General features: G+C 72.4%; 17 protein-coding genes. 15 read left to right on the top strand and 2 right to left on the bottom strand.

Annotation, left to right across the window (positions count from 1 at the left end; genetic code table 11):
* Window positions 1-2 precede the first annotated feature (2 nt).
* A complete protein-coding gene (locus ACIP98_RS04605) occupies window positions 3-1,319 on the bottom strand; it encodes an acyltransferase (protein WP_401973720.1) in 1,317 nt (438 codons plus the stop codon).
* Between the two features lie 273 nt (window positions 1,320-1,592).
* On the opposite strand from ACIP98_RS04605, the gene ACIP98_RS04600 reads away from it, so the two are divergent.
* The 15 genes from ACIP98_RS04600 to ACIP98_RS04530 all read left to right on the top strand — a co-directional run bounded on the left by ACIP98_RS04600 (window position 1,593) and on the right by ACIP98_RS04530 (window position 21,457).
* The gene (locus ACIP98_RS04600; RefSeq protein ID WP_319657559.1) at window positions 1,593-2,774 is read left to right on the top strand and encodes an ROK family transcriptional regulator; all 1,182 of its coding nucleotides are present in this window, start codon (window positions 1,593-1,595) and stop codon (window positions 2,772-2,774) included.
* Window positions 2,775-2,916: 142 nt separating this feature from the next.
* Entirely contained in the window at window positions 2,917-4,458 is a 1,542-nt protein-coding gene (locus ACIP98_RS04595; RefSeq protein ID WP_319657558.1) for a sugar ABC transporter ATP-binding protein, read from the top strand.
* The gene (locus tag ACIP98_RS04590) at window positions 4,458-5,492 is read left to right on the top strand and encodes an ABC transporter permease (RefSeq protein WP_401973718.1); all 1,035 of its coding nucleotides are present in this window, start codon (window positions 4,458-4,460) and stop codon (window positions 5,490-5,492) included. The genes ACIP98_RS04595 and ACIP98_RS04590 overlap by 1 nt, the downstream gene beginning before the upstream one ends.
* A 186-nt stretch (window positions 5,493-5,678) precedes the next feature.
* Window positions 5,679-6,725, top strand: a complete 1,047-nt coding sequence (locus tag ACIP98_RS04585) for a substrate-binding domain-containing protein (protein WP_319657556.1) — start codon at window positions 5,679-5,681, stop codon at window positions 6,723-6,725.
* Window positions 6,726-6,773: 48 nt separating this feature from the next.
* The gene (locus ACIP98_RS04580; RefSeq protein ID WP_319657555.1) at window positions 6,774-7,991 is read left to right on the top strand and encodes a Gfo/Idh/MocA family oxidoreductase; all 1,218 of its coding nucleotides are present in this window, start codon (window positions 6,774-6,776) and stop codon (window positions 7,989-7,991) included.
* A gap of 30 nt (window positions 7,992-8,021) precedes the next feature.
* Window positions 8,022-9,026 (top strand): sugar phosphate isomerase/epimerase family protein, encoded by a 1,005-nt coding sequence (locus tag ACIP98_RS04575; protein WP_319657554.1) that lies wholly within the window; start codon window positions 8,022-8,024, stop codon window positions 9,024-9,026.
* A 302-nt stretch (window positions 9,027-9,328) separates the two neighbouring features.
* The gene (locus ACIP98_RS04570; RefSeq protein ID WP_319657553.1) at window positions 9,329-13,051 is read left to right on the top strand and encodes a ThuA domain-containing protein; all 3,723 of its coding nucleotides are present in this window, start codon (window positions 9,329-9,331) and stop codon (window positions 13,049-13,051) included.
* A gap of 75 nt (window positions 13,052-13,126) precedes the next feature.
* Window positions 13,127-14,296, top strand: coding sequence for an inositol-3-phosphate synthase (locus ACIP98_RS04565; RefSeq protein WP_401973977.1), 1,170 nt, complete (start codon window positions 13,127-13,129; stop codon window positions 14,294-14,296).
* A complete protein-coding gene (locus ACIP98_RS04560; RefSeq protein WP_401973715.1) occupies window positions 14,293-15,426 on the top strand; it encodes an SCO3242 family prenyltransferase in 1,134 nt (377 codons plus the stop codon). Before ACIP98_RS04565 ends, ACIP98_RS04560 begins: the two co-directional genes overlap by 4 nt.
* Entirely contained in the window at window positions 15,423-16,280 is an 858-nt protein-coding gene (locus ACIP98_RS04555) for a sugar phosphate isomerase/epimerase family protein (protein WP_401973713.1), read from the top strand. The genes ACIP98_RS04560 and ACIP98_RS04555 overlap by 4 nt, the downstream gene beginning before the upstream one ends.
* Window positions 16,277-16,909, top strand: a complete 633-nt coding sequence (locus tag ACIP98_RS04550) for an EboA domain-containing protein (RefSeq protein WP_319657550.1) — start codon at window positions 16,277-16,279, stop codon at window positions 16,907-16,909. The genes ACIP98_RS04555 and ACIP98_RS04550 overlap by 4 nt, the downstream gene beginning before the upstream one ends.
* Window positions 16,909-17,757, top strand: coding sequence for a TatD family hydrolase (locus ACIP98_RS04545; protein ID WP_319657549.1), 849 nt, complete (start codon window positions 16,909-16,911; stop codon window positions 17,755-17,757). Before ACIP98_RS04550 ends, ACIP98_RS04545 begins: the two co-directional genes overlap by 1 nt.
* Before the next feature lie 13 nt (window positions 17,758-17,770).
* Window positions 17,771-18,940, top strand: coding sequence for a metabolite traffic protein EboE (gene eboE, locus ACIP98_RS04540; RefSeq protein WP_319657548.1), 1,170 nt, complete (start codon window positions 17,771-17,773; stop codon window positions 18,938-18,940).
* Window positions 18,937-20,325 carry a nucleotide pyrophosphatase/phosphodiesterase family protein gene (locus ACIP98_RS04535; RefSeq protein WP_401973711.1) on the top strand — a complete coding sequence of 463 codons (1,389 nt, stop codon included), beginning with the start codon at window positions 18,937-18,939 and terminating at the stop codon, window positions 20,323-20,325. Before eboE ends, ACIP98_RS04535 begins: the two co-directional genes overlap by 4 nt.
* Before the next feature lie 52 nt (window positions 20,326-20,377).
* Window positions 20,378-21,457: a sugar phosphate isomerase/epimerase family protein gene (locus tag ACIP98_RS04530; protein WP_401973709.1), complete on the top strand. Its 1,080-nt coding sequence runs from the start codon at window positions 20,378-20,380 to the stop codon at window positions 21,455-21,457.
* A 182-nt stretch (window positions 21,458-21,639) separates the two neighbouring features.
* Here ACIP98_RS04530 and ACIP98_RS04525 read toward each other — a convergent pair whose 3' ends face one another.
* Window positions 21,640-22,122, bottom strand: a complete 483-nt coding sequence (locus ACIP98_RS04525; RefSeq protein ID WP_319657545.1) for a universal stress protein — start codon at window positions 22,120-22,122, stop codon at window positions 21,640-21,642.
* Window positions 22,123-22,457 lie beyond the last annotated feature (335 nt).

Genomic DNA, 22,457 nt, shown 5'->3' with positions numbered 1-22,457 from the left:
CGTCAGGCCGCTTGTTCGAGGGCGTCCTTGGGTTCCGGTGTGCCGCGACGGGTCACGACCCGCGGGAGCACGACGAGGGCGGTGCCCAGGGCCAGGCCCACCGCCGGCAGGACGGGGAGGCGGCCGTCGGGCGCGAAGCCCTCCACCGCGAAGCGGGCGAGCGCGGGGACGGCGGCGGCCGGCCCGAGCCACAGCAGCCACCCATGGCGCGGGACGGCGTCGGGACGGGTCCGCTCGAACAGGGACGCCAGCCCGCGGTCCACCGGCCGCAGCAGCCGGACCACGCCGGTCAGCACGAGGCCGAGCACCAGCAGCCACGGCACGCGCAGCGCCCACCACGGCGCCGAGCCGAAGGCGGGCTCCGGGGCCAGCCCCGTGAGGTAGAACGCGGCGGCGACGACCAGCACGGGCACCATGTGCCAGAGGTAGAGGGTCATGCTGGCACCGCCGAGGGGACGCACCAGCCGCCAGACCCGGTCGCGCTCCAGCCACCGCCGCACCACGGGGGCGACGAGCACGCACAGACCCACCTGGGCCACGGCCCAGGCCAGCATGGCCACCGACGGGGGGTCGGTGTTGCTGGGGGTCTGCCCGGTCACCAGGATCAGGCTGACCGGGAACGGCCCGGGCCCGACCAGTGCGGCGAAGGCCACCGTGCCGCCCGCGGCCAGCGCGAAGGGAGTCGCGCCGTGCCGGGTCAGCAGCCCGTCCCGCCAGCAGAAGCCGAGTTGATAGGCGACGCCCCACACCAGGACGTAGTCGAGCAGGCCCAGATACGGCGCGTGGGCGGCCACCACCAGGACGTCGGCCACGGTGGCGGCCGCCGCCATGGCCAGCGGGGCGCGCAGTCCCCAGCGCCGATGGGCCGCGTACAGCGCGGGTGTCAGGGCGCCGAGGACCAGGTACACGGGGAGGAACCAGAACTGCATGCCCATCGCCCAGCCCACCAGGGCGAGCGTGCCGGAGTCCACGCCGGCCGCCGCGCAGATCCCCACGGCGACGAGCACCAGACCGCTGTAGACGGCCGTCGGGAGCAGCAGCCGCAGGGCGCGCCGTCCCGTCCACCCGGCGGCCGTACCTCCCGCGGCGCGGGCGCGCGACCACGAGTCGCCCGCCGACCGGCCCCCGGCGAGGAAGAACAGGGGCATGATCTGGAAGCCGAGCGTCAGCCACTGGGTCCAGGGAACGACCGCCAGCAGTTCCGGTGCGGTGATGGCTCCGTCGGGTTCCCGGACCAGTCCGGTGATCAGCCAGTGGCCGAGCACCACGAGGACGATCGCCCACGCACGCAGGAAGTCGACGTAACGGTCTCTGCTCATGCTCCGTCATGCTGCCCCCGCCGCTGGTGGATCGAGTACGGGGAACCCATGCCGCAACCAATCCGTGCCCGGCGCGACATCACCGCCGCCGGTACCGCGACCGGACTTTGTCCCGGGATCGGAAAAAGAGAGAGCGGATTCCTGCGCAACTTCTTCCCCCTTCGGGCAGCCACTGCTACGTTCCCCTCGAAAGCCACACGGACAGGGCCGGCCGGTCGCCGGCCGCACATCCCCGCGCCACGGGGCAGGGGAGGGGAGGGGCGCGTGAGACGTATGACGGCTCGACCCGCCAATGCGCACCAGGTGCGGCTTCTGCGGTTGCTCCGTGACGGCGGGCCCAGCTCCCGCGCCCAGATGGGGGACCTGATCGGGTTGTCGCGCTCCAAGCTGGCGGTCGAGGTCGACCGGCTGCTGGAGACGGGCCTGGTGGTCTCCGACGGTCTCGCCGCCTCGCGCGGCGGCCGGCGCTCGCACAACGTACGGCTCGCCCCGAGCCTGCGCTTCCTTGGCGTCGACATCGGCGCCACCTCCGTCGACGTCGCGGTGACCAACGCCGAGCTGGAGGTACTCGGCCACCTCAACCATCCCATGGACGTCCGCGAGGGCCCGGTCGCCGTCTTCGAGCGGATCCTCGCGATGGCCGCCAAACTCCAGGCCGCCGGTCTCGCCGAGGGATTCGACGGCGCGGGCATCGGAGTGCCGGGCCCGGTCCGCTATCCCGAGGGCGTCCCGGTCGCGCCGCCCATCATGCCCGGATGGGACGGCTTCCCGGTCCGCGAGGCGCTCAGCCAGGAACTGGGCTGCCCCGTCATGGTCGACAACGACGTGAACCTGATGGCCATGGGGGAGCAGCACGCGGGAGTCGCCCGTTCCGCCGCGGACTTCCTCTGCGTCAAGATCGGTACGGGCATCGGCTGCGGCATCGTCGTGGGCGGCGAGGTCTACCGCGGGGCGACGGGCAGCGCCGGAGACATCGGCCACATCCAGGTCGTGGACGGCGGCCGACCCTGCGCCTGCGGGAACACCGGCTGCCTGGAGGCCCACTTCAGCGGGGCCGCACTCGTCCTGGACGCCAAGGAGGCCGCCACCTCGGGGCGTTCACCGGCGCTCGCGGCCCGGTTGGAGGCGGCCGGTCGGCTGTCCGCGGCCGACGTCGCCGTCGCGGCCTCGACCGGTGACGCGACCGCGCTGGAACTCATCCGCGAGGGCGGCAACCGCGTCGGGCAGGTCATCGCGGGACTCGTCAGCTTCTTCAACCCCGGACTCGTCGTGATCGGCGGCGGCGTCACCGGGCTCGGCCACACCCTGCTGGCCAGCATCCGCAGCCAGGTCTACCGCCAGTCGCTGCCCCTGGCGACCGGCAACCTGCCCATCGTCCTGGGCGAACTGGGCCCCACCGCCGGTGTGATCGGCGCGGCCCGGCTCATCAGCGACCACGTCTTCTCGCCGGCCTGACCGACCCCCACCGGCCGCCCGGCACGACGACCCGCACCACAGGTTCCACCGGCACCACTGAACATCGGCACCACGGCACCACTGGCTCCACTTGCACGCTCCGCACGCGCACGTGTACCCGCACCCGCCGAGGGGATCCGTCATGGCACCAGTACCACCGGCCCCGCCACCGCCGTCCGCGGCCTCGTTGCTCACGATGTCCGGCATCACCAAGTCCTTCCCCGGCGTCCGCGCCCTCGACGGCGTCGACCTGGACGTCCAGGCCGGCGAGGTGCACTGCCTCCTGGGCCAGAACGGCGCCGGGAAGTCCACGCTCATCAAGGTGCTCGCCGGCGCCCACCAGCCCGACGACGGGGAGATCATCTGGCGTGGCGAACCCGTCTCGCTGAGGTCGCCCATCGCCGCCATGCGCCTCGGCATCGCCACCATCTACCAGGAACTCGACCTGGTGGAGGGCCTGTCCGTCGCCGAGAACGTCTTCCTCGGCCACGAACCCACCACCGCCGGGTTCGTGGTGCGCGGCCGTCAGGCCCGTCGCGAGGCCGAGGTCCTGCTCCGCCGCCTGGGCCACCCCGAGATCGACCCCGCCCGGCAGGTCGGCGACCTGTCGGCCGCCCAGCAGCAGATCGTCTCGATGGCCCGGGCGCTCTCCCACGACGTGCGGCTCATCGTGATGGACGAGCCGTCCGCCGCACTGGACCCGGAGGAGACCGACAACCTGCTCCGCATCGTCGCCCAACTCACCGCCGAGGGCGTCGCCGTCGTCTACATCTCCCACCGGCTGGAGGAGATCCGCCGCATCGGCGACCGCGTCACCGTCCTCAAGGACGGCCGGGCGGTCGCCGGCGGACTGCCCGCCAAGTCGATGCCGACCAGGGACATCGTGGCCCTCATGACGGGCCGCGACGTGGAGTACGTCTTCCCCGAACGCCCGGCGGGCCCGCGCGAGGGCGCACCGGTGCTGCGCGTCGAAGGGCTCGCCCGCGACGGGGAGTTCGCCCCCGTCGACCTCGACATCCGGCCCGGCGAGATCGTCGGTCTCGCCGGCCTCGTCGGCTCCGGGCGCTCGGAGATCCTGGAGACCGTCTACGGCGCGCGCAGGCCCACCGCGGGCCGCGTCACCGTCGACGGCCGCCCGCTCAAGCCCGGCAGCGTCCGCTCGGCGGTCCGGGCGGGACTGGGCATGGCCCCCGAGGAGCGCAAGGCCCAGGCCCTGCTCATGCTGGAGTCGGTCACCCGCAATGTGTCGGTGTCCTCGCTCTCCCGCTTCTCGCGCGGCGGCTGGCTGGACCGTCGCGAGGAGCGCCTGGCCGCGCAGAAGGCCACCCGGTCGCTGTCGCTGCGCCCTGACAACCCGGACGCCCGGATCCGCACCCTGTCCGGCGGCAACCAGCAGAAGGCCGTGCTCGCGCGCTGGCTGCTGCGCGGCTGCCGCGTCCTGCTGCTCGACGAGCCGACCCGCGGCGTGGACGTGGGCGCCCGCGCGGAGCTCTACGCGGTCATCCGCCGGCTCGCCGACGAAGGGCTCGCCGTTCTCCTCGTCTCCAGCGAGGTGCCCGAGGTGCTGGGCCTCGCCGACCGCGTACTGGTGCTCCGCGAGGGGCGCGTCGTGCACACGGCGCCCGCGCAGGAGCTGGACGAACACCGTGTACTCGACCTCGTCATGGAAGGGAGCCCGAGCTGATGACGCAGCCCGCTTCCCAGGCCCCGCAGGCACCGCTGCCGTCCGCGGAGGCGCCCTCCGCCGTCAAGGGCGGCCGGCGTCCGGCGCTCGGACTCCGTGCCGACGTGCGCAACCTCTCCCTGCTCGGCGTCCTCGCCGTGCTCGTCGCCGTCGGCGGCATCACGCAGCCCGACGCGTTCCTCGACGTCTCCAACCTCCAACTGGTGCTGACCCAGGCGTCCGTCATCGGTGTGGTCACCGTCGGCATGACCTTCGTCATCACCAGCGGCGGCATCGACCTGTCCGTCGGCGCCATCGTCGCCCTGGCCTCGGTGTGGGCGACGACGGTCGCCACCCAGGAGTACGGCTTCGCGGGCATCCTCTTCACCGCGGTGCTCGTGGGCCTCGGCTGCGGGCTGGTCAACGGCGTCCTCATCGCGTACGGCGGGATGGTCCCGTTCATCGCGACCCTGGCGATGCTGGCGTCGGCCCGCGGACTGGCCCTCCAGCTCACGGACGGCAAGACGCAGATCGTCACCGAGAAGTCGGTGCTCGACCTGGGCGTTCCCGACTCCTACATCCTCGGTGTCCCGCCGCTGGTCCTGGTCTTCGCGGCGGTCACCGTCATCGGCTGGCTGGTGCTGAACCGCACCACCTTCGGGCGCCGCACCGTCGCCGTCGGCGGCAACGCCGAGGCCGCCCGGCTCGCCGGCATCGACGTCCGCCGGCAGCGGCTGTACCTCTACCTGCTGTCCGGGCTGTGCTGCGGGATCGCCGCCTTCCTGCTGATCATCCTGGCCGGGTCGGGTCAGAACACCAACGGCAACCTCTACGAACTCGACGCCATCGCCGCCGCGATCATCGGCGGCACGCTGCTCAGCGGCGGCCGCGGCACCATCGTCGGATCCGTCCTGGGCGTCCTGGTCTTCACCACCATCACCAACATCTTCGCCCTGAACAACCTGGAGAGCGCCGTCCAGGAGATCGCCAAGGGAGCGATCATCGTGGCCGCCGTCCTGGTCCAGCGCGGCACCGCGCGCGGCGGCGACAGCTGACGCGGGCGAACCCGCCACCTCCCCACGTACCCGCCACCCCCACCGGTACCGATCGTCGCGCCGGCTCCCGCAGCCGTCCCGTCTCCCGTCCCGGCCCACTGCACCTCACCCCACTCACCTCACGTCACCTCACCTCACCGCAACGCACCCGCCCCGTGCGCACCAACCCAGGAGGGTTTCACCGCCATGCCAGAAAACCCGCTCACCAGCCGCAGAGGCCTGCTCTTCGGTGCCGCCGCCGTCTCCGTCGGCGCCGCCCTCACCGCCTGCACCAGCAACGAGCCGAAGAAGCAGGAGACGGCCGCGACCAACGTGCCCTCCTCCGGCGACCAGCCCGGCACGCCCGTCACCATCGGCTTCGCCGGCCCCCAGGCCGACCACGGCTGGCTCAACGCCATCAACCAGAACGCCAAGGACCGCGCGGCGACGTACTCGGACGTGACGCTGGAGATCACCGAGGGCTCCAACGACACCGCCGCCCAGATCGGCCAGGTGCAGACGCTGATCAACAAGAAGGTCGACGTGCTGGTGATCCTGCCGGCCGACGGCAAGGCCCTGACCCAGGTGGGGCTGCAGGCCATGAAGGCCGGTATCCCGGTGATCAACCTGGACCGGATCTTCGCCTCCCCGCAGGCGTACCGCTGCTGGATCGGCGGCGACAACTACGGCATGGGCCTCAACGCCGGCAACTACATCGGCGAGCAGCTCAAGGACAAGTCCGACGCCAAGGTGATCGAGCTCGCCGGACTGGACAACCTGGAGCTGACCCGGCAGCGCACCCAGGGCTTCGACGACGCCCTGAAGAACTACCCCAACATCAGGAAGGTCGCCCGGCAGGCGGCCGAGTTCACGGTGGAGTCCGGCCAGGCCAAGATGGCCCAGCTGCTCCAGGCGCAGAAGCAGTTCGACGCGGTGTGGAACCACGACGACGACCAGGGCGTCGGCGCCCTGCGCGCCATCGCGCAGGCCGGTCGCGACGACTTCCTCATGGTCGGCGGTGCGGGCGCCAAGTCGGCCATGGACGCCATCAAGGCCGACAACGGCGTGCTGAAGGCCACCGTGCTCTACCCGCCGACGATGGCCGCCTCCGCCATCGACCTGGCCCGCACCCTCGGCCAGAAGAAGGGCATCGGCGGGCTCGCCGAACTGGAGATTCCCGCCTCGATCACCCTCTACTCGGCCGTGGTCACCAAGGCGAACGTCGACCAGTACCTGCCGACGGGCTTCAACTGACAGGCAGCGCCCGCCCGTCCGAACCGAGCAACCGACGAGGAGCAAGGCATGGCTGGTACGGCCGATAACGAGACCCGTGGAGCGGAGGGCGCTGCGCCGGCCCTCGGCATCGGGATGGTCGGCTACGCGTTCATGGGCGCTGCCCATTCCCAGGCGTGGCGCACCGTGGGCCGCGTCTTCGACCTGCCGGTGCGGCCGGTCCTGGCCGCCATCGGCGGCCGGGACGCGGCGGCGGTACGGGCCGCGGCGGCCCGGCACGGCTGGGCCGCCGCGGAGACGGACTGGCGTGACCTGATCACCCGGGACGACGTCCAGCTCGTGGACGTGTGCACCCCGGGGGACAGCCACGCCGAGATCGCCATCGCGGCGCTGGAGGCGGGCAAGCACGTGCTGTGCGAGAAGCCGCTCGCCAATTCGGTGGCGGAGGCCGAGGCGATGGTCGCGGCGGCCGACCGGGCGGCCGGGCGCGGCCAGGTGGCCATGGTCGGCTTCAACTACCGGCGCCTGCCGGCGGCGGCGTACGCCCGCCGGCTGGTCGCCGAGGGCCGGCTCGGCACGATCCGCCATGTGCGGGTCACCTACCTGCAGGACTGGCTCGTCGACCCGGACTTCCCGCTGACGTGGCGGCTCAAGCGGGAGTACGCCGGCTCCGGCGCCCTCGGCGACCTCGGCGCGCACGCCGTGGACCTCGCGCAGTACCTCGTGGGCGAGCCGCTGGTCGGTGTCTCGGCGCTCACCGAGACCTTCGTGCGGGATCGGCCGCTGCTCGCCGGGACGTCTTCGGGCCTGTCGGGCTCCGGCGGCGGCTCCGAGCGGGGGCCGGTCACCGTCGACGACGCCGCACTGTTCACCGGGCGCCTCGCCTCCGGGGCGCTCGCCAACTTCGAGGCCACGCGGATGGCCTCGGGCCGCAAGAACGCCCTGCGGCTGGAGATCAACGGCGAACGGGGTTCGCTCGCCTTCGACCTGGAGCGCCTGAACGAGCTGTTCTTCCACGACCACACCGAGCCCGCCTCCACGTCCGGCTTCCGCCGGATCCTGGTGACCGAGCCGGACCATCCGTACCTGGAGGCGTGGTGGCCGCCGGGCCACGCCCTGGGCTACGAGCACACCTTCACGCACCAGGCGCGCGACCTGGTGCTGGCCGTGGCGGAGGGCACGACGCCCCAGCCGACGTTCGCCGACGGGCTGCAGGTGCAGCGGGTGCTGGCGGCCGTGGAGGAGAGCGCCGAGAAGAACTCCGTGTACACCCCTGTCCCCGCCTGACCGCACCACCGTTTCGAGGAGGTCCTCGCCGTGCCACGTCCCTTCACCCTCTTCACCGGCCAATGGGCCGACCTGCCCCTGGAGGAGGTCTGCCGGCTCGCTCGCGACTTCGGTTACGACGGGCTCGAACTCGCCTGCTGGGGCGACCATTTCGAAGTCGACAAGGCCCTCGCCGACCCCGGGTACCTGGACGGGCGGCGGGCGCTGCTCGACAAGTACGGACTCAAGTGCTGGGCGGTCTCCAACCATCTGGTCGGCCAGGCCGTCTGCGACAACCCGATCGACGAGCGCCACCAGGCGATCCTGCCCGCCAGGATCTGGGGCGACGGTGAGCCCGAGGGCGTCCGGCAGCGGGCGGCCCGCGAGCTGGCCGACACCGCGCGCGCCGCGGCGGCCTTCGGCGTGCGGACCGTCATCGGTTTCACCGGCTCGTCGATCTGGCACCTGGTCGCCATGTTCCCGCCGGTTCCCGAGCGGATGATCGAGCGCGGCTACGAGGACTTCGCCGAGCGGTGGAATCCGATCCTGGACGTCTTCGACGCCGAAGGGGTCCGCTTCGCCCACGAGGTCCACCCCGCCGAGATCGCCTACGACTACTGGACCACGCACCGCGCGATGGAGGCGGTCGGCCACCGGCCGGCGTTCGGGCTGAACTTCGACCCGAGCCACTTCGTGTGGCAGGACCTCGACCCGGTCGGGTTCCTGTGGGACTTCAAGGACCGCATCTACCACGTCGACTGCAAGGAGGCCCGCAAGCGGCTCGACGGCCGCAACGGACGGCTCGGCTCCCATCTGCCGTGGGGCGACCCGCGGCGCGGCTGGGACTTCGTGTCGGCCGGGCACGGCGACGTGCCGTGGGAGGACGTGTTCCGGATGCTCCGCTCGATCGGATACGACGGCCCGGTCTCGGTGGAGTGGGAGGACGCCGGGATGGACCGCCTCGCCGGCGCCCCGGAGGCGCTCTCCCTGCTGAAGCGGTACGACTTCGACCCGCCGTCGGCGTCCTTCGACGCGGCCTTCGGAGGCAGCGACTAGACGCTTTCCCCAGGTCAGGAAGTCAGCAGCCCGCAGCCCGGCGGCAGTGCCGCCGGGCCTGTCGGGCTGCCCGGGCACGGCTTTGTCCTGACGCGGGAGAAAGTTCAACTTATCTGCCACTCAAGGGCTTTCGGTCCCGGACGAACCCGGCTACCGTCCCTGAGGTGTACAGGACATGGGCCTGAAACATGAGGCCGGTCCTGCTCGAGTGACCCGACCAGCGTGACGGCGCACGCCGGTCCCCGGGAAATACCGCACGGCAGCACCATCCGCCCGTACGACCGTTCCTCCGGAGGACACACGTGCACAGACAACGGCCCGGAGCACACCGTTCCCGTATCCGACAGGGATTAGCGCTCCTCACCGGCAGCCTCCTCGCGGCGACCTCCCTCGTCGTCGCGGCCCCGATGGGGGCATCGGCCAGCCCGCTCGACACGGAGCCCGCCGCCGCGGCGGCGGCCGAGCAGTTCCAGCAGGTCACCCTCGCCAAGGGGGAGACCGAGACCGGCGAGCCCATGTCGCTCGCGGTCCTGCCCGACCGCAGCGTGCTGCACACCTCGCGCGACGGCGAGCTGCGCAGGACCGACGCCGCCGGCACCACCACGGTGATCGGCACCGTCCCCGTCTACACCCACGACGAGGAGGGCCTTCAGGGCGTCGGCATCGACCCGGCCTTCAGCCAGAACCGGGCGATCTACCTCTACTACGCGCCCCCGCTCGACACCCCCGCCGGCGACGCGCCCGACCAGGGCACGGCGGCCGACTTCGCGAAGTTCGACGGCGTCAACCGGCTCTCGCGCTTCACCCTCAAGGCGGACTGGACCCTCGACAACGCCAGCGAGAAGAAGGTCCTCGACGTCGCGACGACCCGCGGCATCTGCTGCCACGTCGGCGGCGACATCGACTTCGACGCCCAGGGCAACCTGTACCTGTCGACCGGCGACGACTCCAACCCGTTCGCCTCCGACGGATTCGCACCCATCGACGACCGGCCGGGCCGCAACCCCGCCTACGACGCCCGGCGGACCTCGGGCAACACCAACGACCTGCGCGGCAAGCTGCTGCGCATCAAGGTCGCGGCCGACGGGTCGTACACGATCCCCGAGGGCAACCTCTTCGCCCCGGGAACCGACAAGACCCGGCCCGAGATCTACGCCATGGGCTTCCGCAACCCGTTCCGCTTCAGCGTGGACAAGAAGACCGGCATCGCCTACGTCGGCGACTACGGGCCGGACGCCGGCGCGGCCGACCCCAGTCGCGGTCCCGGCGGCCAGGTCGAATTCGCCCGGGTGACGAAGGCCGGCAACTTCGGCTGGCCCTTCTGCACCGGGAAGAACGACCCCTACGTCGACTACGACTTCGCGACCGGGCAGTCCGGAGCGACCTTCGACTGCGCCGCGCCGAAGAACGACTCGCCGTACAACACCGGCCTGACCGACCTGCCGCCCGCGCAGGCGGCGTGGATCCCCTACGACGGCGGTTCCGTGCCGGAGTTCGGCAGCGGCTCGGAGTCCCCGATGGGCGGCCCGGTCTACCGGTACGACCCCGAACTGGACTCCCCGGTGAAGTTCCCCGAGGCGTACGACGGCGACTTCTTCGCCGGTGAGTTCGGGCGCCGCTGGATCAAGCGCATCGACCAGGACGACAACGGCACCGTCCAGTCCATCAACGACGTTCCCTGGACCGGGACGCAGATCATGGACATGGCCTTCGGCCCGGACGGCGCGCTCTACGTCCTCGACTACGGCACCGCCTGGTTCGGCGGCGACGAGCACTCCGCCCTGTACCGGATCGAGAACGCCACCGACGGCCGCTCCCCGAGTGCCGAGGCCTCCGCGAACAAGACCTCCGGCACCGCCCCGCTGAAGGTGACCTTCTCCTCGGCCGGCACCACCGACCCCGACGGCGACGCCCTCACCTACGCCTGGGACTTCGGTGACGGCGGCACCTCCACCGCGGCCGACCCCGCGCACACCTACCGCACGAACGGCACGTACACCGCCAACCTCACCGTCAAGGACCCGACCGGCCGCACCGCGTCCGCGAGCGTCCAGGTGGTGGTCGGCAACACCGCGCCCAAGGTGACCCTGAACCTGCCCGCCGAAGGCGCCCTGTTCAGCTTCGGCGACGAGATCCCCTTCGATGTGACCGTCACCGACCCCGAGGACGGGACCGTCGACTGCTCCAAGGTCAAGGTCACCTACATCCTCGGCCACGACAGCCACGGCCACCCGGTGACCTCCGTCAACGGCTGCTCCGGCACCATCAAGACCTCCGCCGACGGCGGCCACGACCCCAACGCCAACATCTTCGGCGTCATCGACGCCGAGTACACCGACGGCGGGGGCGGCGGCCAGGAGGCGCTCGCCGGCCACGACCAGGCGCAGCTCCAGCCGCGCCACCGGCAGGCCGAGCACTTCACCTCCTCGTCCGGCGTCGACCTCTTCGACAAGGCCGAGGCCCACGGCGGCCGCACCGTCGGCAACATCGACGACAGCGACTGGATCTCCTTCAAGCCGTACAACCTCGCCGGCTCCGTCCGGCTGACCGCCCGGGTCTCCTCCGGCGGCTCCGGCGGCTTCCTCGAGGTGCGCACCGGCTCGGCCACCGGCCCGATCCTGGGCTCCGCGCCCGTCCCGGTCACCGGCAGTTGGGAGACCTTCCAGGAGATCGACGTGCCGTTGCGGGCCGTGCCGAAGAAGACCACCGAGCTCTTCCTGGTCTTCAAGGGCGGCTCCGGGGCGCTGTACGACCTGGACGACTTCGAGCTCTCCGACGTTCCGGCCGACCGCGCCGCCAAGCGCGTCCTGGTCTTCTCCAGGACCGCCGGCTTCCGCCACGACGCCATCCCGACCGGCATCGCCGCGCTGAAGGAGCTCGGAGCCTCCGCCAACATCACCGTCGACTCGACCGAGGAGCCGAAGCAGTTCACCACGAACAACCTGGCCCGCTACGACGCCGTGGTGTTCCTGTCGACCACCGGTGACGTGCTCAACGCCGAGCAGCAGCAGGCGTTCGAGAACTACGTCAAGGGCGGGGGCGGCTACATGGGCGTCCACGCCGCCGCCGACACCGAGTACGACTGGCCCTTCTACGGCGGCCTCGTCGGTGCCTACTTCCAAGGGCACCCGCAGATCCAGAAGGCCACCGTCCGCACCGAGGACCACGTCCACCCGGCCACCGCGCACCTCGACGAGGCCGGCTGGGAGCACACCGACGAGCTGTACAACTACCGCACCAACCCGCGCGGCCAGGTTCACGTCCTCGCCACCCTGGACGAGACCACCTACCAGGGCGGCACGATGAAGGGCGACCACCCGATCGCGTGGTGCCAGACCTATGAGTCCGGCCGCTCCTTCTACACCGGTCTCGGGCACACCAAGGAGTCCTACGCCGAGCCGGCCTTCCGCCAGCACCTCCTGGGCGGTCTGCGCTACGCCGTCGGGCAGGCCAAGGCCGACTGCAAGCCGCAGACGGGCTACCGGGACCTGTTCAACGGGCACACCCTGGAGGGCTGGAAGCAGGCGGGCCCCGGTACGTTCAACGTCGTCGACGGTGAACTGCGCACCGAGGGCGGTATGGGCCTGCTGTGGTACCAGGCCAAGCAGTTCGGCTCGTACTCGCTGAAGCTCGACTGGAAGATGGACGGCGACGACAACTCCGGTGTCTTCGTGGGCTTCCCGGCCTCCGACGATCCCTGGTCCGCGGTGGACAAGGGCTACGAGGTCCAGATCGACGCCACCGACGCCCCGGACCGCACCACCGGCGCCGTCTACACCTTCAAGTCGGCCAACCTCAAGGCCCGCGACCAGGTGCTGCGGCCTCCGGGCCAGTGGAACAGCTACGAGATCAAGGTCCAAGGTGAGCGGCTCCAGGTCTTCCTCAACGGAGTCAAGATCAACGACTTCACCAACACCGACCCCGCCCGCAGCCTGAAGGACGGCTACATCGGCCTGCAGAACCACGGGGCCGACGACCAGGTGTCCTTCCGCAACGTCCAGATCAAGGAGCTGCCCTCCTCGTAGGGCAGTCCCTGCCGGCACCCACGAGCCGGCGGCGGGCGGGGAGACGCCGTGCCCCCGCCCGCCGCCCCCACCCCCATGGAGCAGGGAGAGGCAGCCGTGACGCATCCGCACGCCCAGGAACCAGACCGCCCGTCGCCCGACCGCACCGGAGTGTGGCTCATCGGAGCCCGCGGCTCTGTCGCCACCACGGCCGTCGCCGGATGCGCGGCGGTCACCGCCGGGCTCCGCCCGGCGACAGGCATGGTGACCGAGACCCCGCCCTTCGCCGAGGCCGGTCTTCCGGCGCTGTCGTCCCTGGTCTTCGGCGGACACGACACGGCTGCCTGCCCCCTGGGCAAGCGGGCCGAACTCCTCGCGGAGGGCGGCGTCCTGCCGCACGGCCTGCCGTCCGCGCTGCACACCGAACTCGCCGCCGCCGACCAGGAGATCCGCACCGGCGGCCCCCTTCCGGGCGACACCCGCGGCGACGAGGAACTGATCGCGGCGTTCGCCGCGGACATCACCTCCTTCACCCGGCGCCACGCCCTGGGCCGGACGGTGGTCGTCAACGTCGCCTCCACCGAACCCGTGCCGGAACCCGGCAGCACCCGCCTGCCGGCGAGCTCCCTCTACGCCGCCGCGGCGGTCGAGGCCGGCTGCTCCTACGTGAACTTCACCCCGTCCACCGGGATACGGACCGCAGCCCTCGCCGACGCGGCCACCGCACGAGGGCTGCCGTACGCCGGCCGGGACGGGAAGACCGGGCAGACCCTGCTCCGCTCCGTCCTCGCCCCGATGTTCGTGCAGCGCGCGCTGGCGGTGCGGGCGTGGTCCGGCAGCAACCTGCTCGGCGGCGGCGACGGGGCGGCGCTCGCCGACCCCGCGGCGGCCGCGGCCAAGAACGCCGGGAAGGAGCGCGTCCTCGCCGACATCCTCGGCGGCGCACCCGAGGGCGAGGTGCACATCGACGACGTCCCGGCTCTCGGCGACTGGAAGACCGCCTGGGACCACATCGCCTTCGACGGCTTCCTCGGCACCCGCATGGTCCTGCAGACCACATGGCAGGGGTGCGACTCCGCCTTGGCGGCGCCCCTCGTCCTCGACCTCGCCCGGCTGGTCGCACGCGCCCACGAGGCCGGACTGACCGGCCCGCTGCCCGAGCTCGCCTTCTACTTCAAGGACCCCGACCCGGGTGCCCCCGCCTCGCTGGCCGACCAGTACGCCGCGTTGCTCACCCTCGCCGCCAGGCTGGGGGAGTCACGGTGACGCCCCCACCGGTCCCGCAGACCTCCGCCGTCGCCGCGGAGGGCCGGGTCCCGACGGCGGGGGAGCCGTGCCCGTGTGCCCCGGGTCGGCACGGGAGAGCCTGCGACGGCGCTGCCCGGCAGGCGGACGGCGCTCCGGCGCCCGACGCGCCGGTACCGGCCGCGCGGTTCTGGGCGTGGGCCGAACTGCTGCGCATCTCCGCCCTGTTCACCGTGCCCGGTGACGCCCTCGCGGGCGCGGCGGCCGCCGGGAGGCGCCCGCACCGCGGCACGTTCCTCGCCGTCGGGACGTCACTGTGCCTCTACCACGCGGGCATGGCCCTCAATGACTACGCCGACCGTGACGAGGACGCCGTCGACCGCCCGCACCGCCCCATCCCGTCGGGCCGGATCACCCCCGCGGCGGCCCTGACGGCAGCCGGGGCGCTCACCGTGGCGGGGCTGGCGCTCGCCCGCCGCGCGGGGCGCGCCCCGCTGGTCGCCGCCACGGCCCTGGGGGCGACGGTCTGGTCCTACGACCTGGCGCTGAAACACACCTCGGCCGGGCCGGCGGCCATGGCCTCGGCCCGCGCGCTCGACCTCCTCCTCGGCGCGACGGCCACCCGCCCAGGCGCATTCGCCGCAGCCCTGCCCCATGCGGGAGTGCTCGGCGCGCACACCTACGCCGTGACATCGGTGTCCCGGCACGAGACGCAGGGCGGTTCCACGGCGGCTCCGCTGGCGGCGGTGGCCGTGACCGCGGGCATCGCCACCCTCACCGCCGGCGGTGCCGACGCACTCCGCTCGCTCCGCGCCTCCCGGCGGTCCCCGGGTGACGCGGCTCTCCCGGCGTCCGCCGGCCGCCGCGCCGGGGTCCGCGCACGCGCGGCCCGGCGACCGGTGAACCCGCCCCGGGTCGTCGCCGCCCTGGCGGCGGCCTCCTACGCCCGTACCGCCCTCACCCCTTTCCTGCACGCCGCTCTCAATCCCTCACCGCCGCTGACCCAACGGGGAGTCGGCGCCGGAATCCGCGCCATGATCCCGCTGCAGGCGGCCCTGGCGGCCCGCTCCGGCGCCGGCACCACCGCGCTGGCGGTCCTCGCGCTCGGCCCCCTGGCCCGGCGGCTGGCCCGGAAGGTGAGCCCCACATGACCCTGCGCCTCGGCTACGGAACCAACGGCCTCACCGACCTCCGTCTCGACGACGCGCTCGCCCTCCTCGCCGACCTCGGCTACGACGGCGTCGGACTCACCCTCGACCACATGCATCTGGACCCCCTCGCGCCCGATCTCGCCGGCCGCACCCGGCGCCTCGCGGGGCGCCTGGACCGGCTCGGCCTCCAGGTCACCGTCGAGACCGGTGCCCGCTACGTCCTCGACCCGCGGCGCAAGCACGGCCCCTCCCTCCTCGACCCGGACCCCGACGCCCGCGCCGCCCGCGCCGGGCTGCTGGTGCGGGCCGTGCAGGTCGCCGCGGACCTCGGCGCACACGCCGTGCACTGCTTCAGCGGCATCACCCCCGACGGCACCTCGCCCGCCGTCGCCTGGGACCGCCTTCAGTCCGCCCTCACCCCCGTCCTGGACGCCGCCGCCACCGCCGGCGTCCCGCTCGCCGTCGAACCCGAACCGGGCCATCTCCTCGCGCGCCTGGAGGACTTCCACCACCTGCGCGCACTCCTCGGCGACCCCGGCCCGCTCGGCCTCACGCTCGACATCGGCCACTGCCAATGCCTGGAACCCGACGCCCCGGCCGAGTGCGTCACGCGGGCCGCACCCTGGCTCCGGCACGTCCAGATCGAGGACATGCGCCGCGGCGTCCACGAACACCTCCCCTTCGGTGACGGCGAGATCGACTTCCCGCCCGTGCTCCAGGCCCTCGCTGACACCGGCTACCAGGGCCTGACCGTCGTCGAACTGCCCCGCCACTCCCACGCGGGACCCGAACTCGCGCGCACCTCCCTCGACTTCCTGCGCTCCCACGCCCCCACGATCGGAGCAACGGCATGACCCCACCCACCCGTGAGGACCTCCGCAACCGGCTCGGCGACGACGCCCGCACCTGGCTCGACACAGCCCTCGCCGACGCCGCCCGCAGCGCCACCGCGGCCCGGGACGACGCCCCGGGCCGCAGACGCACCGTAGCCCCCTGGGAGCTGAGCTTCGCCTCCGCCGGCCGCCACTGCGGGCAGGACCAGGCCGACGCCGTGCGCGTCCTCCTGCTCCGCGAGGCACGCCCCGACGCCCGCACCCTGACGCGGCTGTACCGGCAGGGCACCGCCGCGGAACGCCGCGCGGTCCTCCTCGTCCTTCCGCACCTGACACCCGAGCCCGCGGACGGTCTGCCCCTCGTCGAGGACGCGCTGCGCACCAACGACACCCGGCTGGTGGCCGCCGCCGTCGGCCCCTACGCCGCCGAGCACCTCGACCCGCACGCCTGGCGGCAGGCCCTTCTGAAGTGCCTGTTCACGGGCGTCCCCGTGGACGCGGCAGACCGGCTCGAGGACCGCGCCCGAGGCGACGCCGAACTGGCCCGCATGCTCGGCGACTACGCCGCCGAGCGCACCGCCGCGGGCCGGCCCGTCCCCGTCGACCTCCACCGCCTCCTCGCCCTGACCTCCCCCACGGAGCAGCCCTGATGCGCATCTTCGACCCCCACATCCACATGACCTCCCGCACCACCGACGACTACCAGGCCATGCACGACGCCGGTGTGCGCGCCCTGGTCGAACCCTCCTTCTGGCTCGGACAGCCCCGTACCTCGCCCGAGTCGTTCTTCGACTACTTCGACTCCCTCCTCGGCTGGGAACCCTTCCGCGCGGCGCAGTACGGCATCGCCCACCACTGCACCATCGCCCTGAACCCCAAGGAGGCCAACGACCCGCGCTGCACTCCCGTCCTGGACGCCCTGCCCCGCTACCTGGTCAAGGACAACGTCGTCGCCGTCGGGGAGATCGGCTACGACTCCATGACGCCGGCCGAGGACACCGCGCTGGCCGCCCAGCTCCAGCTCGCCGCGGACCACGGACTGCCCGCCCTCGTGCACACCCCGCACCGGGACAAGCTCGCCGGGATGCGCCGCACCATCGACGTCGTCCGCGAGTCGTCGCTCGACCCCGAACACGTCCTCCTGGACCACCTCAACGAGACCACCGTCAAGGAGGCCGCCGACAGCGGCTGCTGGCTCGGGTTCTCCGTCTACCCCGACACGAAGATGGACGAGGACCGCATGGTCGCCGTACTGAAGGCCCACGGCACGGAGAAGATCCTCGTCAACTCCGCCGCCGACTGGGGCAAGAGCGACCCCCTCAAGACCCGGCGCACCGCCGACGCGATGCTGGCCGCCGGCTTCGGCGACGACGACGTCGACCAGGTCCTGTGGCGCAATCCCGTGGCCTTCTACGGCCGCAGCGGCAGGCTCCATCTGGAGGCCCCCGCCACCGGGGCCCTGCACGAGGGCAACTCCGTGCTCCGCGGCGGGGAATGAGGGGACGGCAACCATGCGCTTCCGCCATCCCGACGGTTCCGTCGTCCACCTGTCGTACTGCACCAACGTGCACCCCGCGGAGACGCTCGACGGGGTCCTGGCCCAGCTCCGCGACCACTGCGAACCCGTCCGCAGGCGCCTGGGCCGCGACCGCCTCGGCATCGGCCTGTGGCTCGCCAAGGACGCCGCGCGCGCCCTGCACACCGATCCGGCGTCCCTGCGCGGACTGCGCTCCGCCCTCGACCGGCGCGGTCTGGAGGTCGTCACCCTCAACGGCTTCCCGTACGAGGGGTTCGGCGCGAACGAGGTCAAGTACCGCGTCTACCGGCCCGACTGGACCGAACCCGAACGCCTCGCCTACACCAGCGTCCTCGCCGACCTGCTCGCCGCCCTGCTCCCGGACGACGTCACGGAGGGGTCCGTCTCCACCCTCCCGCTCGCCTGGCGCACCCGGTTCGACGAGCGCGCCGCCGCGACCGCCCGCACCGCCCTCACCACCCTGGCCGAACATCTCGACGCCCTCGCCGAGCTCACCGGGAAGTCCATCAGGATCGCCCTGGAACCCGAGCCGGGCTGCACCATCGAGACCACCGCCGACGCGATCGGACCCCTGACGGCCGTCGCGCACCCCCGCATCGGCATCTGCGTCGACACCTGCCATCTCGCCACCTCCTTCGAAGAACCCGTCGCGGCGCTGAACGCGCTCACCGCCGCCGGCATCGCCATCCCCAAGGTCCAGCTCTCCGCCGCCCTGCACGCCGAACACCCCGATCTCCCCGGCGTACGCGACGCACTGGCCGCCTTCGCCGAACCCCGCTTCCTGCACCAGACCCGCACCCGCACCGACGACGGCCTCCACAGCACCGACGACCTCCACGAGGCACTCACCCCGGACGCCCTTCCCACGGACGCCCCCTGGCGCTCGCACTTCCACGTGCCCCTGCACGCGCCACCGGCACCACCCCTCACCTCCACCCTCGGCGTCCTGAAGGACGCCCTCGGCCGCCTCGTCGGCGGTCCCGTACCGCTCACCCACCACCTGGAGGTCGAGACCTACACCTGGCAGGCGCTCCCCGCCGAGCTGCGCCCGCGCACCCGCGCCCAGCTCGCCGACGGGATCGCGGCCGAACTCGGCCTCGCCCGCGACCTCCTTCACGACCTCGGCCTCAAGGAACTGCCATGAACGCCACCCCCGGGCCGACCCCGCTCCTGGTCCTGGACGTCGTCGGCCTCACGCCGCGGCTGCTGGAGCACATGCCGCACCTGAGGCGATTCGCCGACGGGGGCTCCCGGGCCCCGCTCGGCACCGTCCTCCCGGCCGTCACCTGCGCCGCGCAGTCCACCTTCCTCACCGGCTCCCTTCCCTCCGAACACGGCATCGTCGGCAACGGCTGGTACTTCCGCGAGCTCGGCGACGTCCTGCTGTGGCGCCAGCACAACGGGCTGGTCGCCGGCGACAAGCTCTGGGACGCCGCCCGACGCGCCCACCCCGGCTACACCGTCGCCAACATCTGCTGGTGGTACGCGATGGGCGCCGACACCGACATCACGGTCACCCCGCGCCCCGTCTACTACGCCGACGGCCGCAAGGAACCCGACTGCTACACCCGCCCGCCGGAGCTCCACGACGAACTCACCGAGGCGTACGGCACCTTCCCCCTCTTCCACTTCTGGGGTCCGGGCGCCGACATCGTCTCCAGCCGCTGGATCGTCGACGCCACCCGGCACATCCTGCGCACCCGCACCCCCGACCTCGCCCTCTGCTACCTCCCGCACCTCGACTACGACCTGCAGCGCCACGGACCGGACGACCCCCGCTCCCGCCGGGCCGCCGCGGACCTGGACACGGCGATGGCCCCGCTCCTCGACGACGCGCGGCGCGAAGGGCGCACCGTGATCGTCCTGTCCGAGTACGCCATCACCCCGGTGAGCCGTCCCATCGACATCAACCGGGCGCTGCGCCGCGCCGGCCTGCTCGAGGTCCACACGCAGGACGGCATGGAGTACCTCGACCCGATGGCCTCCCGTGCCTTCGCGGTCGCCGACCACCAGATCTCCCATGTGTACGTGCGCCGCCCCGAGGACCTCGAGGCCACCCGTGCGACCCTCGCCGTGTTGCCGGGGATCGCCGAACTCCTCGACGACGAGGGCAAGAAGCGGCACGGTCTCGACCACCACCGCTCCGGCGAACTCGTGGCCGTCGCCGACCCCGACGCGTGGTTCACGTACTACTACTGGCTCGACGACGACCGCGCGCCGGACTTCGCGCAGCTCGTCGAGATCCACCGCAAACCCGGCTACGACCCCGTCGAGCTGTTCATGGACCCCGCCGACCCCTACGTCCGTGTCAAGGCGGCGACGGCCCTCGCCCGCAAGAAGCTCGGCATGCGCTACCGCATGGCGGTCGTACCGCTCGATCCCTCGCCTATTCGCGGCAGCCATGGCCGCCTGCCGGCGAGCGACGACGAAGGTCCCCTCATTCTCTGCTCCGTCCCCCGTGCCCTCAGCGGCCGCGTCGCGGCCACCGATGTGAAGTCCCTGCTCCTGCGGTTGGCAGGACTGCACTGACCTCACTGATCCAACTGAACCAGACCCCACCGACAACTCGGAGTTATCCACAATGAGCGGCAACAGTCGTACAAACAGCACCCCTGACCCGGAGCTCAGCCGCAAGCTCAGCAGACGCGGCATGCTCGGTGTCGCCGCCGGCGCCTCCGCGGCCGCCCTCCTCGGCGCCACCGCCCCCTCCGCCGCCGCCCACGGCAGGGGCCATGACCAGGACCACCACAAGAACCACGGCGAGGGCGGCCACGGACGTCCCGTGCTGCCTCCCGGCCGCCTCGGCATCCAGCTCTACTCGCTGCGCGACAAGGTCGCCGCCCTCGGCTTCGCCCCCGTCTTCGCAGAGCTCGAGAAGTACGGCTACGACGAGGTGGAGTACGCCGGCTACACCCAGGGTTCGGCCGGCGCGATCACCCTCGCCCAGCTGCGCGGGCTCGCCCGCGACCACGGACTGAAGGCCATCGGCAGCCACGTCGGCTACTACGACGACGGCGACCCCGGCGCGTACACCTTCGCCCAGAACCTCACCAAGGTCCTCGACGACGCCGAGGCCCTGGGCCTGAAGCACATCGGCACCGCATCCGGCCCCTGGCGCTACGGCAGCACCGTCGACGGCTGGAAGCGCTGCGCCGAGGAGTTCAACGTGTTCGGCGCCGCCGCCAGGGCCCGCGGCATGAAGTTCTACCAGCACAACCACGCCGACGAGTTCTCCTTCGCCACCGACCGCCCGAACGTCCGGCTGTACGACGTGCTCCTCGCCGAGACCGATCCGCGCCTGGTGTACCTGGAGATGGACATCTACTGGGCGTTTGTCGGGCAGCACCGCTTCTCCCGTCGCGCCGACGGCACCCCCGCCCCCTTCGACCCGCTGCGCTACGTCCTCAAGCAGCCCGACCGCTACCCGCTCTTCCATGTCAAGGACGGCGAGCGCGACGACACCTCCGGCGACGGCTACCGCATGGTCGACGTCGGCGACGGGGACATCGACTACCAGCGGTTCATCTCGGCCGTGACGCGCACCCACGGCGGCCGCCCGTCCCACCACTGGCAGACCGAGCACGACGCCCCGGCCGACTCCCTGTCCTTCGCCCGCCGGTCGAGCGCGTACCTGCACTCGCTGCGCGAGAAGGACTGCTGACAGTCCTTCCGCGGGCACGCGCCGAAACGCCGGTGCCGCCGCACCCCGTCGACCGGGGCGCGGCGGCACCGGCGTTTCTGCCAGGCGCCGGCGGAAGAGCCGCGGACCCGGGGGAGTACGCCTGCGCATGCCCACGGCCTGCCGCCCTCACGACCGGTTCGCCGACCGGCCTGCGCGCACGATCAGCCGGCGTCGCCCGCGGCAGCCCCGGCGCTCCCGCCGTTCTCGGTGCTCTCGGCCGCCTCGGGGTCCTCGGGGGCGAGGAGCACGGCTATGCCCACGCGGTGCGCGATCGCGTCGCTGATACGGGGGTTGAACAGCGCCGCGAGGGAACCGCGGTGGTGGGGGCTGAGGACGAGCAGGTCGGCCCCGAACTTCTCGGCCTCCTCGGTGATGGTCTCGGGGACCTGCTGGACCAGGCCGGTCGCGAGCGCGCCGTCGGCCTCGACCCCGTCCTTGCGGACCTCGGCGAGCGCCTCGGCCAGGATCGCCTTGGCCTCGGCGTCGTCCTCCAGAGGCATGACCGCGTTGTACGCCACAGCGGAGGTGGCGACGTGCAGGACGTGGACCCGGGCGCCGGAGAGCCGGGCGAGGCCGTGGGCCGTGCGCAGGGCGGTGTGGCGGGCGGCGGTGGGGTCGATGGCGACCATGATGCGCTGGAACATTGCGTCTTCATCTCCGTACAGAGCTTCTGGAAAAAGCAGCCGTTCATGCGAATACCGGCCCAGTACATCTATCACCACCGCTCGTCGCGGGAATCCCCGGTTGACGGGATGGGGGGTCCGTGCCGCGTCTTGGCGTTCCACCACCCGCCACCGGTCGCCTTGCCGCGGCGCGGATGACGCCCCGGGTACGACGGCGTGAACGTGGAGCGGCCGGCACCGGGCAGGGGTACGGGGACGGCCTGCCACCCCCGCGTGCCTGCTCACCCCGGGTTCACGCGACCTAGAATCACCGAGGGCCCTGTCACGACGGCGTGCCCGTGCCGTGCCGCCAACCC

Source organism: Streptomyces sp. NPDC088354, from assembly GCF_044753585.1.
GTDB lineage: Bacteria > Actinomycetota > Actinomycetes > Streptomycetales > Streptomycetaceae > Actinacidiphila.
The sequence above is the reverse complement of the archived record's forward strand: the minus strand, read 5'-3'. Positions and strand labels throughout refer to the sequence as shown.